The organism is Streptomyces sp. NPDC054842 (genome assembly GCF_053611025.1).
In genome coordinates this window covers 102,769-116,575 of record NZ_JBSGZN010000012.1, presented here as the reverse complement: position 1 = coordinate 116,575, position 13,807 = coordinate 102,769, and the positions used below count along the sequence as shown (strand labels likewise).

The 13,807-nt window shown below is 71.8% G+C and carries 11 protein-coding genes; 7 read left to right on the top strand and 4 right to left on the bottom strand.

Translation table 11 applies throughout. The features are described from left to right. Positions 1-16 precede the first annotated feature (16 nt). The gene (locus ACWGIS_RS12230) at positions 17-535 is read right to left on the bottom strand and encodes a DUF4245 domain-containing protein (protein ID WP_453362315.1); all 519 of its coding nucleotides are present in this window, start codon (positions 533-535) and stop codon (positions 17-19) included. A 126-nt stretch (positions 536-661) separates the two neighbouring features. Here ACWGIS_RS12230 and glpX point away from each other — a divergent pair, with 126 nt between their 5' ends. After that, a complete protein-coding gene (gene glpX, locus ACWGIS_RS12225; RefSeq protein ID WP_453362314.1) occupies positions 662-1,693 on the top strand; it encodes a class II fructose-bisphosphatase in 1,032 nt (343 codons plus the stop codon). 95 nt (positions 1,694-1,788) lie between these two features. Here the strand turns inward: glpX and ACWGIS_RS12220 are convergent, their stop codons facing one another. Together ACWGIS_RS12220 and ACWGIS_RS12215 are read right to left on the bottom strand one after the other, a co-directional pair. After that, positions 1,789-2,166 carry a WhiB family transcriptional regulator gene (locus ACWGIS_RS12220; protein WP_355780924.1) on the bottom strand — a complete coding sequence of 126 codons (378 nt, stop codon included), beginning with the start codon at positions 2,164-2,166 and terminating at the stop codon, positions 1,789-1,791. 196 nt (positions 2,167-2,362) lie between these two features. Next, positions 2,363-3,091, bottom strand: a complete 729-nt coding sequence (locus ACWGIS_RS12215; protein WP_453362313.1) for a DUF1707 SHOCT-like domain-containing protein — start codon at positions 3,089-3,091, stop codon at positions 2,363-2,365. A gap of 198 nt (positions 3,092-3,289) precedes the next feature. Here ACWGIS_RS12215 and ACWGIS_RS12210 point away from each other — a divergent pair, with 198 nt between their 5' ends. The 4 genes from ACWGIS_RS12210 to ACWGIS_RS12195 all read left to right on the top strand — a co-directional run bounded on the left by ACWGIS_RS12210 (position 3,290) and on the right by ACWGIS_RS12195 (position 9,719). Beyond that, positions 3,290-4,957 (top strand): fumarate hydratase, encoded by a 1,668-nt coding sequence (locus ACWGIS_RS12210; protein WP_453362312.1) that lies wholly within the window; start codon positions 3,290-3,292, stop codon positions 4,955-4,957. A gap of 97 nt (positions 4,958-5,054) precedes the next feature. Beyond that, positions 5,055-6,440, top strand: coding sequence for a class II fumarate hydratase (locus ACWGIS_RS12205; RefSeq protein WP_453362311.1), 1,386 nt, complete (start codon positions 5,055-5,057; stop codon positions 6,438-6,440). A 70-nt stretch (positions 6,441-6,510) separates the two neighbouring features. Further along, a complete protein-coding gene (fomD, locus tag ACWGIS_RS12200; RefSeq protein WP_453362310.1) occupies positions 6,511-7,200 on the top strand; it encodes a cytidylyl-2-hydroxypropylphosphonate hydrolase in 690 nt (229 codons plus the stop codon). A gap of 356 nt (positions 7,201-7,556) precedes the next feature. Continuing rightward, positions 7,557-9,719, top strand: coding sequence for a SpoIIE family protein phosphatase (locus ACWGIS_RS12195; RefSeq protein WP_453362309.1), 2,163 nt, complete (start codon positions 7,557-7,559; stop codon positions 9,717-9,719). 81 nt (positions 9,720-9,800) lie between these two features. On the opposite strand, the gene ACWGIS_RS12190 is transcribed toward ACWGIS_RS12195, so the two are convergent. Beyond that, complete coding sequence (locus ACWGIS_RS12190; protein ID WP_453362308.1) at positions 9,801-12,083, bottom strand: transglycosylase domain-containing protein; 2,283 nt, start codon at positions 12,081-12,083, stop codon at positions 9,801-9,803. A gap of 311 nt (positions 12,084-12,394) precedes the next feature. Here ACWGIS_RS12190 and ACWGIS_RS12185 point away from each other — a divergent pair, with 311 nt between their 5' ends. Further along, positions 12,395-13,342 carry an SPFH domain-containing protein gene (locus ACWGIS_RS12185; RefSeq protein ID WP_453362307.1) on the top strand — a complete coding sequence of 316 codons (948 nt, stop codon included), beginning with the start codon at positions 12,395-12,397 and terminating at the stop codon, positions 13,340-13,342. Beyond that, a complete protein-coding gene (locus ACWGIS_RS12180; protein ID WP_453362306.1) occupies positions 13,339-13,605 on the top strand; it encodes a hypothetical protein in 267 nt (88 codons plus the stop codon). The genes ACWGIS_RS12185 and ACWGIS_RS12180 overlap by 4 nt, the downstream gene beginning before the upstream one ends. Positions 13,606-13,807: the final 202 nt, after the last annotated feature.

Sequence of the window (13,807 nt, the reverse complement as noted above, 5' to 3'; positions counted from 1 at the left end):
CCGTGCCTGACCGGTTTCAGCTGGTGCGCAGGGCCTCGGCCATCTTCGCGAGCCCGGCGAACGACGCCGTGCCGGTCACCACCGTGGTGGAGCCCTTCTCCTTCAGCACGAGCGCGTCGTAGTGGTCGCCCTCGTACCGCTGCCACGTCCGGTCGCCGATGCGCTCCGTCTTCGGCGTCTCCTCGGCGCCCCGGCTGGCGTCGTCGATGAAGGCGCCCGGCCGCTGCGTGGACTGCTCGACCGCCACGTACTCGCCGTCCGGGGCGTGGTAGCCGAGGTGCCAGGCGTCGAACTTCTCGCCGTCGAACCGCACGGACGTCGCCTTCCAGGCCGCCGGCAGCCCCTCCGGGGCCGCCACCGGGTACGCGGCGGCGCGGCGGGCCGTGCTCAGCTCGACGGTGTAGTCGACGCGCTTGACCGGGGGCTGGGAGTCGTCGTGCGGAACGAAGATGTAGATGAAGCCCGCGACCAGCCCGATGAAGCCCAGGGACAGAATCATGTCCCGGACCGTCTGCTTGCCTTTCATACCTGCCACGCCCCCTATCGTCGCAGGTGCAGTGGTCTGCTCATCCGTGGGGCCCCCTGCTCATTTTGTCTGCCTGACGATAGAGTCGGGGCACACCCTCATCCGGCCGTCGTCGTATCAGAAAGGTGCGCTCCGATGACCGAGCATCACTTGCCGTCCGAACTCGAGGTCCCCTCAGAGGCCCCCGACCGCAACCTCGCCCTGGAACTCGTCCGGGTCACCGAAGCAGCCGCGATGGCCGCGGGCCGCTGGGTCGGCCGCGGTGACAAGAACGGCGCCGACGGCGCCGCCGTACGGGCCATGCGGACCCTCGTCTCGACCGTCTCGATGAACGGCGTCGTCGTCATCGGCGAGGGGGAGAAGGACGAGGCCCCGATGCTCTTCAACGGAGAGCAGGTCGGCGACGGGACGGGCCCCGAGTGCGACATCGCCGTCGACCCGATCGACGGCACCACCCTGACCGCGAAGGGCATGACCAACGCCATCGCGGTGCTGGCCGCCGCCGACCGCGGCACCATGTTCGACCCGTCCGCGGTGTTCTACATGGACAAGCTCGTCACCGGGCCGGAGGCCGCCGACTTCGTCGACATCAACGCCCCGGTGTCGGTGAACATCCGCCGCGTCGCCAAGGCCAAGCGCTCCACCCCCGAGGACGTCACGGTCGTCATCCTCGACCGGCCGCGGCACGCCGGGATCATCGACGAGATCCGCGAGACCGGCGCCCGCATCAAGCTGATCTCCGACGGCGACGTCGCCGGCTCGATCCTGGCGCTGCGCGAGGGCACCGGCATCGACCTGCTGCTCGGCATCGGCGGCACGCCCGAGGGCATCATCTCGGCCTGCGCCGTCAAGTGCCTGGGCGGCACCATCCAGGGCAAGCTGTGGCCCAAGGACGACGAGGAGCGCAGCCGCGCCGTCGACGCGGGCCACGACCTCGACCGGGTCCTCTACACCGACGACCTGGTGTCCGGCGAGAACGTCTTCTTCGTCGCGACCGGCATCACGGACGGCGAACTGCTGCGCGGGGTGCGGTACCGCGCGGAGACGGCCACGACCGAGTCGATCGTGATGCGCTCCAAGTCGGGCACGGTCCGCCAGATCACCTCGGAGCACCGGCTGAGCAAGCTGCGGGCGTACAGCGCGATCGACTTCGACCGCGCCAAGTAGCGGAACCGCACGGCCGCCCGACCGGCGGCCCTGACGGAGAGGAGAGGGGCGCCCCCCGTGCGGGGAGGGCGCCCCTCTCGCGTCCGTGCCGCCGGTCAGCCGGCGGCGGCTATCGTCCCCGAGGCGCGCGCGGCCTTCTTGAGCTCGACGTCCCGGCGGCGGCGCCGGGCGAGCACCACGCGGCGCTCGGCGGCGGTGAGGCCGCCCCACACGCCGTAGGGCTCGGGCTGCAGGAGGGCGTGCTCCCGGCACTCGACCATGACGGGGCAGCGCGCGCACACCCGCTTCGCCGCCTCCTCGCGGGACAGCCGGGCCGCGGTGGGTTCCTTGGAGGGTGCGAAGAACAGGCCCGCCTCGTCACGCCGGCACACGGCCTCCGTGTGCCAGGGGGCTTCCTGATCCCTGTCCCGCACTGGCGCCCGCTGGGCCGGAACGGCAGCTACCTGCAGGGTCTGATGCGGCGGTTGCAGCACGGTCTACTCCTGACGACGGCTTCGCGAGCGTGCCGGGCGCCGCGGACCTTTTCGCAGCGCCCCGAGAGACGATGCAGCAAGGCCTACCCGCTGTGCGCACGCCTATGCACTGCGTTCCGAAGCGCGGAGTTTCTCCGTCCCCATCAAGCCGCACGGGCGGACCGGCCCGCTCCGGCCGCCGCCCGAGGCACGGGCGTCAGTGCCCCAGGTGTTTGCGCACACCGCGGTCAACCCGTCCCGAGACGTGCTGCGCCACCCGGTCGAGGATGTCGGCGACGAGCTTGCCCCGCTTGGGCTTCGCCTCCACGTTCCCCAGGACGGCGATGCCGTCGACGTAGATCACGGGGGCGTCGGGGTCGTCGGAGTCCAGCGTGGCCACCTCGAAGTTGCCGAGGACACCGCCGCCACTGCCGCGCAGCGACACGTTCTCCGGGACGCGGACCTCCACGTTGCCGAAGACCGAGACCGCCTTGATCACGACCTGCTGGTACTCGAAGACCGCCTCGCTCAGGTCGATCTCCACGTTGCCGAAGATCGCGTACGCGTGCATGCGGCGGCCGGCCCGCCAGCGGCCCTTGCGGACCGCGGTGCTGAACACCGCCACCACGTTCTCGTCGGCGTCCACCGGGATCGCTCCCTCGGTGGGGCGGTTCGGCGCGGGCGCGAACGACGGGGCCGAGCGGCGCCCGTGGGCGGCGGGCAGGTCCCGCACGAACACGTCGAGCTGCCCCACCGTCTTGGCGCTCAGCACGCCCTCCACACGCTCGGCGTGCTCGTCCGGGGTGAGGCGGCCCTCGGCCAGGGCGTCGCGCAGCAGGTCCGCGATCCGGTCGCGGTCGGCGTCGGAGCAGCGCAGCTCGGTCGGCGTGACGGGCCGGCTGTCCGGCCTGTCACCGGTCGGGGCGGGGCTCTTGTCAAGGTCCACGGCAGCAGCGTACCGAAACGCGATAGATCGCGACTACCCCCTGTCGCGACCTGTGGAGAACTCCGGCGTCCGGCACCGTCCCGCACGGCCGCCCGAACTGAGCCCTACCTCACAGGCGGGCCGCTTCCGCCAGGTTCTACGCTGGTGGACGCTGCCAACGGAGGCCAGCCGCTGTCTGTCGAGTGAGGAATGGGCGAGATGCCTGAGTTCGCGTACACCGATCTGCTCCCCCAGGGAGAGGACACCACCCCCTACCGGCTGGTGACCTCCGAGGGTGTCTCCACCTTCGAGGCCGACGGGCGGACCTTCCTCAAGGTGGAGCCGGAGGCGCTGCGCAAGCTGGCCGCCGAGGCCATCCACGACATCCAGCACTACCTGCGGCCCGCCCACCTCGCGCAGCTGCGCCGGATCATCGACGACCCGGAGGCGTCGGCCAACGACAAGTTCGTCGCGCTGGACCTGCTGAAGAACGCGAACATCGCCGCCGCGGGCGTCCTGCCGATGTGCCAGGACACCGGTACGGCCATCGTGATGGGCAAGCGCGGCCAGAACGTCCTCACCGAGGGCGGCGACGAGGCGGCCCTCTCGCGCGGCATCTACGACGCGTACAAGAACCTGAACCTGCGCTATTCGCAGATGGCCCCGCTGACCATGTGGGACGAGAAGAACACCGGCTCCAACCTGCCGGCCCAGATCGAGCTGTACGCGACCGACGGCGGCGCGTACAAGTTCCTCTTCATGGCCAAGGGCGGCGGCTCGGCCAACAAGTCGTTCCTGTACCAGGAGACGAAGGCCGTCCTGAACGAGTCCTCCATGATGAAGTTCCTGGAGGAGAAGATCCGTTCGCTCGGCACGGCCGCCTGCCCGCCGTACCACCTGGCGATCGTCGTCGGCGGCACCAGCGCCGAGTACGCGCTCAAGACCGCCAAGTACGCCTCCGCGCACTACCTGGACGAGATCCCGGCCGAGGGCTCCGAGCTCGGGCACGGCTTCCGGGACAAGGAGCTGGAGGAGAAGGTCTTCGAGCTGACGCAGCGCATCGGCATCGGCGCACAGTTCGGCGGCAAGTACTTCTGCCACGACGTGCGCGTGGTCCGGCTGCCGCGGCACGGCGCGTCCTGCCCGGTCGCGATCGCGGTGTCCTGCTCCGCCGACCGGCAGGCCGTCGCGAAGATCACCGCCGAGGGCGTCTTCCTGGAGCAGCTGGAGACCGACCCGGCGCGCTTCCTCCCCGACACGACCGACGAGCACCTCGACGAGGCCGCGGACGTGGTCCGGATCGACCTCAACCAGCCGATGGACGACATCCTCGCCGAGCTGACCAAGTACCCGGTCAAGACCCGGCTCTCGCTCTCCGGGCCGCTCGTCGTGGCGCGCGACATCGCGCACGCCAAGATCAAGGAGCGCCTCGACGCGGGCGAGGAGATGCCGCAGTACCTGAAGGACCACCCGGTGTACTACGCCGGTCCCGCGAAGACGCCCGAGGGGTACGCGTCCGGCTCCTTCGGGCCGACCACCGCCGGGCGGATGGACTCCTACGTCGAGCAGTTCCAGGCGGCGGGCGGCTCCAAGGTCATGCTCGCCAAGGGCAACCGGTCCCAGCAGGTCACCGACGCCTGCGGCACGCACGGCGGCTTCTACCTCGGGTCGATCGGCGGTCCGGCCGCGCGGCTCGCGCAGGACTGCATCAAGAAGGTCGAGGTCGTCGAGTACGAGGAGCTCGGCATGGAGGCCGTCTGGAAGATCGAGGTCGAGGACTTCCCGGCGTTCATCGTCGTCGACGACAAGGGCAACGACTTCTTCAAGGACCCGGCGCCCGCGCCGACGTTCACGACGATCCCCGTGCGGGGCCCCGGACTCGGCTAGCCGCGCGCGGGCCGTTTCCGGCCCCTCGCGGCCCGCGAGGGCACCACGAATGGGCGGACGGGGGAACATCCCCCGTCCGCCCCACGCTGTACCGGTTATGAGTGACTACCGCATCGAGCACGACTCCATGGGTGAGGTCCGCGTCCCCGCGCACGCCAAGTGGCGGGCCCAGACGCAGCGCGCCGTGGAGAACTTCCCGGTCTCCGGGCAGCACCTGGAGCGCGCCCACATCGAGGCACTCGCCCGGATCAAGGCGGCCGCCGCGAAGGTGAACGCCGAACTGGGGGTGCTCGACAAGGACGTGGCCGAGGCCATCGCGGACGCCGCCGCCGAGGTGGCCGAGGGACGCTGGGACGAGCACTTCCCGGTGGACGTCTTCCAGACGGGCTCCGGGACCTCGTCGAACATGAACACCAACGAGGTCGTCGCCACCCTCGCCACCGAGCGGCTCGGCCGGGACGTCCACCCCAACGACCACGTGAACGCCTCCCAGTCGTCCAACGACGTCTTCCCCTCCAGCATCCACATCGCCGCCACCGCCGCCGTCACCCGCGACCTCGTCCCCGCCCTGGAGCACCTCGCCGCCTCCCTGGAGCGCAAGTCCGGGGAGTTCGCCGACGTGGTGAAGTCCGGGCGCACGCACCTGATGGACGCGACGCCGGTGACGCTGGGCCAGGAGTTCGGCGGTTACGCGGCGCAGGTGCGGTACGGCGTCGAGCGGCTGCGGGCCTCACTGCCGCGGCTGGCCGAACTGCCCCTGGGGGGAACGGCGGTGGGGACCGGGATCAACACCCCGGTCGGGTTCGCCGCCGCCGTGATCGAGGAGGTCGCCCGCACGACGGGACTGCCGCTCACCGAGGCGCGCGACCACTTCGAGGCGCAGGGCGCGCGGGACGGCATCGTCGAGACGAGCGGGCAGCTGCGGACCATCGCGGTCGGGCTGACGAAGATCGCCAACGACCTGCGGTGGATGGCGTCCGGGCCGCGCACCGGGCTCGCCGAGATCAACCTGCCCGACCTCCAGCCGGGGTCCTCGATCATGCCGGGCAAGGTGAATCCGGTCATTCCCGAGGCCGTGCTGATGGTCGCCGCCCAGGTGACGGGGAACGACGCGACCGTGGCCGCCGCGGGCGCCGCCGGCAACTTCGAGCTCAACGTCATGCTCCCGGTCATCGCCAAGAACGTGCTGGAGTCCGTCCGGCTGCTCGCCAACGTCAGCCGCCTGCTCGCCGACCGGACCGTCGACGGCATCACCGCGAACCGCGAACGGGCCCGCGAGTACGCCGAGTCGTCGCCGTCCGTCGTGACCCCGCTGAACAAGTACATCGGGTACGAGGAGGCCGCCAAGGTCGCCAAGAAGGCCCTGGCGGAGCAGAAGACGATCCGTCAGGTGGTGCTGGAGTCGGGCTACGTGGACCGCGGCGACCTCACGGGTGAGCAGCTCGACGAGGCCCTCGACGTGCTGCGCATGACGCACCCGTGACACCGTCAGGCCCGCGCGAACCGTGACGCCCGCCGCAGCGTCGTATGCCTGTGGCACCTAATATCTGGTCATGGCGGACGGTGGAGCGGTGAGACGGGAAGAGGACGGACCGACGGCGCGCTGGGCCCCCGGCAGCCGCATCCTGTGGCGGTACCGGGAGAACGCGGGCGAGCGCTTCCACATCTGCCGGCCCGTGACGGTCGTGCGGGACGACGAGGAGCTGCTCGCGGCGTGGATGGCTCCCGGCACGGAGTGCGTGCGGCCGGTGCTCGCCGACGGCACGCCGGTGCACTCCGAGCCGCTGGAGTCGCGGTACACCAAGCCGCGCGCGGTGCGCCGCGACCGCTGGTTCGGCACCGGCGTTCTGAAGCTGGCGCGGCCGGGCGACCCGTGGTCGGTGTGGCTCTTCTGGGACCAGGGCTGGCGGTTCAAGAACTGGTACGTGAACCTGGAGGAGCCGCTGGCCCGCTGGTCCGGCGGCGTCGACTCCCGGGACCACTTCCTGGACATCTCGGTCCATCCGGACCGGACGTGGCGTTGGCTGGATGAGGACGAGTTCGCACAGGCGCAGGCGGCCGGTCTGATGGATACTCAACTCTCGGAACGGGTGCGGGAAGCGGGTCGCTCCGCGGTAGAGGTGATCCGTGCCTGGGGGCCGCCGTTCTCGGACGGCTGGCAGCACTGGCGCCCGGACCCGTCGTGGGGCGTACCGTCATTGCCGGACGACTGGGACCGTACGCCCGCGCACGTGTCCACGTGAGACCCTTGATGCGCCCCCGTGGTACAAACGTAGGATCGTCCTCCGCATCAGATCGGGTCAAGGCCGGTGCGCGGCACCGACGTTGAGGGGTGGTGGCCGGGTGACGGGAGGGTGCACAGCAGCAACTCCCGCAGCACACGCTGGGCTTGGCCATACGTCACCGAGGGGCGGCAGGACGTGAGCGAGGGGTACGAGGGCCACACGGGTACGGCCCGGCGCCGGCCGGACGGGCTGTCCGCGCCGATCGCGGGCCGGTCCGAGGCTCATGACGCGGAAATCCCGTTCCCGGGACACGTATTCCGGGTATCGGCACTTCTGCGGGACGAACTGCACGCACGGCGCGCAGCCCCGGACGGATGGATTCGACACGCGTGACGGAGCACCCGACCTCGCACGAGCGCCACCGGCCCAGCGCCGGCCGGCCGCCCACCCCCGCGGACCCCCGCGGGGCGCTTCTGCGTACCCCCGAGCAGGTGAGCACTCCCCCGGCCGCGGCGTTCGACCGCGGCGACCCCCACGGCCCCGTGGCGTTACCTGCGCAGGCCCGCACGGGCGACGGTCCGGCCGGTCCCGGCACGACCGCCCAGTGCGCCAAGCAGGGCCCCTCCGGCGGCACCGGCACGCCCGCGTCCGGTCCGGGCGCGCCCGCCTCCGCGGGCCCCGAGCACGCGCAGCCGACGGCCGCCGAGCAGGACCCGCACCGGCCGCGCCCCGCCCCGGAGAGCATTCCGGTCCAGCCGGGCGGCGAGCAGGAGCGGACCCCGGCGGGCAAGGACCGGCGCACCGGCCAGGGGCTGCCGCCGAGCGGCCCGATGCCGATGCGCCGCGACGGCGACCGGCTGCGCTTCGTGGGCGCCGCGACCCGGCGGATCGCCCGCGGCATAGACCTGGACGAGATCGTGATGGGCCTGTGCCGGGCCACCGTGCCGACCTTCTCCGACGCGATCCTCGTCTATCTGCGCGACCCGCTGCCCGTGGGCGACGAGCGGCCCACCGGGCCCGTCGTGCTGCGGCTGCGGCGCACCGACCGGATCCCCGAGGAGCGGGACACCGAGGGCGGCTTCATCGCCGCGCTCCAGCCCGAACCGAGCGACCTGTCGGCGATGACCGCCGAACTGTGCGAGGTCCGCCCCGGCGGCGCCCTCGCCGAGGTGCTGCGCGGCGTGCGGCCCGTCTTCGCGGACGCGCCCGCCGCCCGGGCCGCGCTGCCGGAGCTGCTCGGCGACGACCTGTCCGTGCCGAACGGCCAGCGCGCCATCCTGGCCCCGCTGCGGGGCCGGCGCCGGGTGATCGGCGCCGCCCTGTTCCTGCGCCGCCCCGAGCGCCCGGCCTTCGAGACCGACGACCTGCTGGTGGCGGCCCAGCTCGCCACGCACAGCGCGCTGGGCATCGACAAGGCGGTGCTGTACGGCCGCGAGGCGTACATCGCCGACGAGCTGCAGCGCACGATGCTGCCCGAGACGCTGCCGCGCCCCACCGGCGTACGGCTGGCGTCCCGCTACCTGCCGGCCGCCGAGACGGCCCGCGTGGGCGGCGACTGGTACGACGCGATCCCGCTGCCGGGCAGCCGCGTCGCCCTCGTCGTCGGCGACGTCATGGGCCACTCGATGACGTCCGCGGCCATCATGGGCCAGCTGCGCACCACCGCGCAGACCCTCGCCGGACTCGACCTGCCGCCGCAGGAGGTCCTGCACCACCTGGACGAGCAGGCCCAGCGGCTGGGCACCGACCGCATGGCGACCTGCCTGTACGCCGTCTACGACCCGGTCGCGCACCGCATCACCATCGCCAACGCGGGCCATCCGCCGCCCGTCCTGCTGCACCTGGGCGGCCGGGCGGAGGTGCTGCGGGTGCCGCCGGGCGCCCCGATCGGCGTGGGCGGGGTCGACTTCGAGGCCGTCGAGCTGGACGCGCCCGCCGGAGCCACGCTGCTCCTCTACACGGACGGCCTGGTGGAGTCCCGGCTGCGGGACGTGTGGACCGGGATAGAGCAGCTGCGGGAGCGTCTCGCCGCCACCGCGCAGCTGACCGGACCCGACCATCCGCCGCCGCTCGAAGCCCTCTGCGACGAGGTGCTCGACATGCTCGGCCCGGGCGACCGGGACGACGACATCGCCCTGCTCGCCGCCCGGTTCGACGGGATCGCGCCGAGCGACGTCGCCTACTGGACCCTGGAGCCCGAGGACTCGGCACCCGGGCGGGCCCGGCGGCTCGCGCGCCGCGCGCTGTCCCGCTGGGGCCTGGAGGACATGAGCGACTCCGTGGAACTGCTCGTCAGCGAGGTCGTGACCAACGCGGTCCGCTACGCCTCGCGGCCGGTCACCCTGCGCCTGCTGCGCACGGACGTGCTGCGCTGCGAGGTCGGCGACGACGTGCCGCAGCTGCCGAGGCTGCGCCAGGCACGCGCCACGGACGAGGGCGGCCGCGGCCTCTACCTGGTGAACCGGCTGGCCCGGCGGTGGGGCGCGACCAGGCTGAGCACCGGCAAGGTCGTCTGGTTCGAGCTGAACCGCAGCTGACAGGCGCCCCCAGGGACCGCGGGAAGCACGCACGAACGAGGAGGGCGCCCGGCCGGCCGGCGGGGCGCCCTCCTCGCGTGCTCAGCGTTCCTCGCCGCCGGGACGCAACGGGTTCTCGGGCAGCCCGTCGGACGCCGACGGGCTCGGCGAGACGGACGGCTTCGTCGGCGGCTTGGTGGTCGGCTTGTCCGTGGGCGTCGCACTGTCGCTCGTCGGCGGCTCGGTGGTCGGCTCCTTGGTCGTCGGCGTCGACGACGGGGTCTCGCTCGGCGACGGCGTGGCCGACGGGGTCTCGGTCGGCGCGACCGCGGCGCCCTGGGTGGTCTCCAGGTCGAACCGGGTGACCTTGCCCATGGCGTCGAAGGTGTACGAGGCCCAGATCTGGGCCGGGTAGCCGCCGCCGTTGATGCGGCCGGTGCCCGGGATCAGTCCGGTGGCGCCCTTCAGGGAGACCTGGGTGTGCTTCTTCGCGTCCTCGCCGAAGAGGCCCACCGAGGTGACCAGGTTCGGCGTGTAGCCCGTGAACCAGGCCGACTTGTTGTTGTCGGAGGTACCGGTCTTGCCGGCGACCTGCTGGCCGTTGCGGTGCACCGCCTGGGCCACCGACACCCGGGCCGTACCGTCGTCGACCACGCCGGTCAGCACGGAGGTGACGGTGTCGGCGGCCTCCCGGCTGATCACCCGCTCGCCGATCGCGGCCGGGAACTCGACCCCGTAGTCCTTGTGCTCGGCCGTCTTCACGACGGCCGGGGTGACCTTCTTGCCGTGGTTGTCGAGGGTGGCGTAGACGCCGGCCATCTCCAGCGGGCTGGCCCCCATGGTGCCGAGGGTCTGCGCGGGCACCGCCTGAAGTCCCTCGGTGTCCATGCCGAGGTCGCCCGCGGTCTCCAGGACCTCGTCCATGCCGACGTCGACGCCCATCTGCGCGAAGACGGAGTTGACGGACTTGTTCATCGCGGTCTGGACGGTGACGTCGCCGTAGCTCTGGTTGTCCTCGTTCGGCGGGGCGAACCCGACCTTGGCGCCGTTGTCCACGACGGGGCGCCTGCTGGTGCCGTCGTAGACCGTGCTCGCGTTGATCGGCTTGCCCGACTGCGTGGTGGCGCCCTGGTCGAGGGCGGCGGCGAGGATCAGCGGCTTGAAGGTGGACGCCGGCTGGTAGTCGCGCCGGGTCGCGTTGTTCACGAAGTGCTTGACGTAGTTCTTGCCGCCGTACAGCGCGAGGACCTCGCCCGTCTTCGGGTCCACGGACGCGGCGCCCGCCTGGACGTCGCCGTCGACCGGGCGCTTCTTGGCGTTCAGCTTGCTGGTCAGCTCGGTCTTGACGGCGTCTTCCAGCTGCTCCTGCTTCTTCTTGTCGATGTTCAGGGTGAGCGTCCAGCCGCCCGCCTCGACCTTCGCCTCGGCGTCCTCCAGGCTGCTGGCGGAGCCCTGGGCGACGAGCTGCTTCATGAGCGCCTTGTTGGCCGCGTCGACGAGGTAGCCGGTCTGGCCCTCCATGCCGGGCGCGCCCTTGGGGTCCTTCGGCACGGGGAACGTCATGTCCTGGCGGTCGCCCGCGTCCAGCCAGCCCTGCTCGACCATGTTGTCGAGGGTGTAGTTCCAGCGGTTCTTGACCAGCTTCCTGCCGGTGTCCGTGGCGACCGTCCAGTCGTACTGGCTCGGTGCCTGGAGGAGCGAGGCGAGGTACGCGCCCTGCTCGACCGACAGGCGCTTGGCGTCCACCTGGTAGTAGGCCTGCGCCGCGGCCTGGATGCCGTAGGCGCCGCGGCCGTAGTAGCTGGTGTTGATGTAGCCCGCGAGGATGGCGTCCTTGGACTTCTGGCGGTCCACCTTGAGCGAGATGACCAGTTCCTTCAGCTTGCGCGTGACGGTCTGGTCCTGCGTGAGGTAGTAGTTCTTGACGTACTGCTGGGTGATCGTCGAGCCGCCCTGCTTGCCCTTGCCGGAGAGGGTGTTGACGATGCCGCGGGCGGTGCCCTTGAGGTCGACGCCCGAGTCGTTGTAGAAGGACTTGTTCTCGGCGGCGACGAAGGTCCGCTGGACCTTCTTGGGGACCTTGGCGAGGTCCACGATCTCGCGGTTGATGTCGCCCGTGCGGGCCAGGACCGAGCCGTCCTCGTACTCGTAGACGTTGCTCTGGAGCTTCGCGGCCGCGTTGCCCTCGGGGACGTCGACGACCAGGTACAGCACGACGAACGCGCCCATGCCCAGGAGGCACAGGCCGAAGAACGTGCCGACGATCTTCTTCCAGGTGAAGAAGCGGCGTATGCCTCCGCGGGTGCCCTTGGCCCCGGACGAGCTCCGGGGCGCCGCGCGGCGGCCACCACGCTGCCGCGCTCGTCTCTCTTCCGCTCGTCCCATGGGTCCGATCCGCTCCGCTTCGGTCTCGTGGCGCGTGGTCGTGCCGCGCTCGTGTGGCGCGTTCACTCTCGTGCGTCACACAGGTTCGTCGCTCAGGTCAGCTCAGAAAGCTAACACCGCGCGGTATGACAAAGCGCTGCCGATCCGGTCTTTTACGGACGTGAGAATCAGCACCCGCTTCTCACTCAACCGACGATTCAGGGGTGCGGAAGGTTGCCGGACGCGTTAAAGTGATATCACTTAGCTAGACCGAAGCTTTCACATCTGCGCCGTACGGCCACGGCCGCGCGGCGCGAGACGGGGGGACGACCATGTCCGCACACGACACCGCACAGGGCGCGCCGGCCGACGCCGACCTGCCCGACATGCCCGCGCCGCGGGTCCGGGAGTTCGCCGCGCACAGCATCGGGGGCGGGCTGGCCCTGCTGCTGGGGTTGCTCGGGCTGCTGGCGGGCGCCGGGGCGATCGCCGGCGGGGCGGCGGTCACGGACACCGGCGCCAAGGCCGCGCTGATCACCGGCGGCATCGTGATCGGCATCGCGGCCTTCTTCGCCATGTGCGGTCTGAACACGGTGGCACCGGGCGAGGCCCGCGTGGTCCAGCTCTTCGGGCGGTACCGGGGGACGATCCGGCAGGACGGGCTGCGCTGGGTGAACCCGCTGACGTCGAGGACCAAGATCTCGACCCGGGTACGCAACCACGAGACCGCCGTCCTCAAGGTCAACGACGCGTACGGCAACCCGATCGAGCTCGCCGCGGTCGTGGTGTGGAGGGTGGAGGACACCGCCCAGGCGAGCTTCGAGGTGGACGACTTCCTGGAGTTCGTCGCCACCCAGACCGAGGCGGCCGTGCGGCACATCGCCATCGAGTACCCCTACGACGCCCACGAGGAGGGCGGCCTGTCGCTGCGGGGCAACGCGGAGGAGATCACCGAGAAGCTCGCGGTCGAGCTGCACGCGCGCGTGGAGGCCGCCGGAGTGCAGATCATCGAGTCGCGCTTCACGCACCTCGCGTACGCTCCCGAGATCGCGTCGGCGATGCTCCAGCGCCAGCAGGCGGGAGCGGTCGTGGCGGCGCGCCGGCAGATCGTCGACGGCGCCGTCGGGATGGTCGAGGCGGCGATCGCCCGGATCAGCGAGAGGGACATCGTGGAGCTGGACTCGGAGCGCAAGGCGGCGATGGTGTCGAACCTGATGGTGGTGCTCTGCGGGGACCGCGCGGCGCAGCCGGTCCTGAACACCGGGTCCCTCTACCAGTGACGACTCCCGCGGAAGGGGCCCCCGGGGAGGGGGCGCCCCGGCGTCGGCCGCAGCAGCGCAAGCAGGTGCTGCTGCGGCTGGACCCGCTCGTGCACGACGCGCTGGCCCGCTGGGCGGGCGACGAGCTGCGGTCCGCCAACGCGCAGATCGAGTTCCTGCTGCGGCGGGCGCTGGCCGAGGCGGGCCGGCTGCCGGGGGCCGCGGGCCCGATCCCCCGCAGGGGCCGGCCGCCGGCCTCCCCCGAGGAGCAGCCGGAGGAGTAGACCGGCCGCAGCGAGCGCCGCCGCCCACCGGCCGGGGCGGGAGCCCCACCGCATACCGGCCGACCCGCGCGCGGGAGCCCAGCGACAGACGGGCCGGAACCCCTGACCCCTCAACGCGGAAGCAGCGGGCGCCCTCCCGTGCACCGGTGGCGGGCGCCCCTCAACGGGCCCCGGCGCCCCGCGGCGGGCAGCCTCCCGGTAC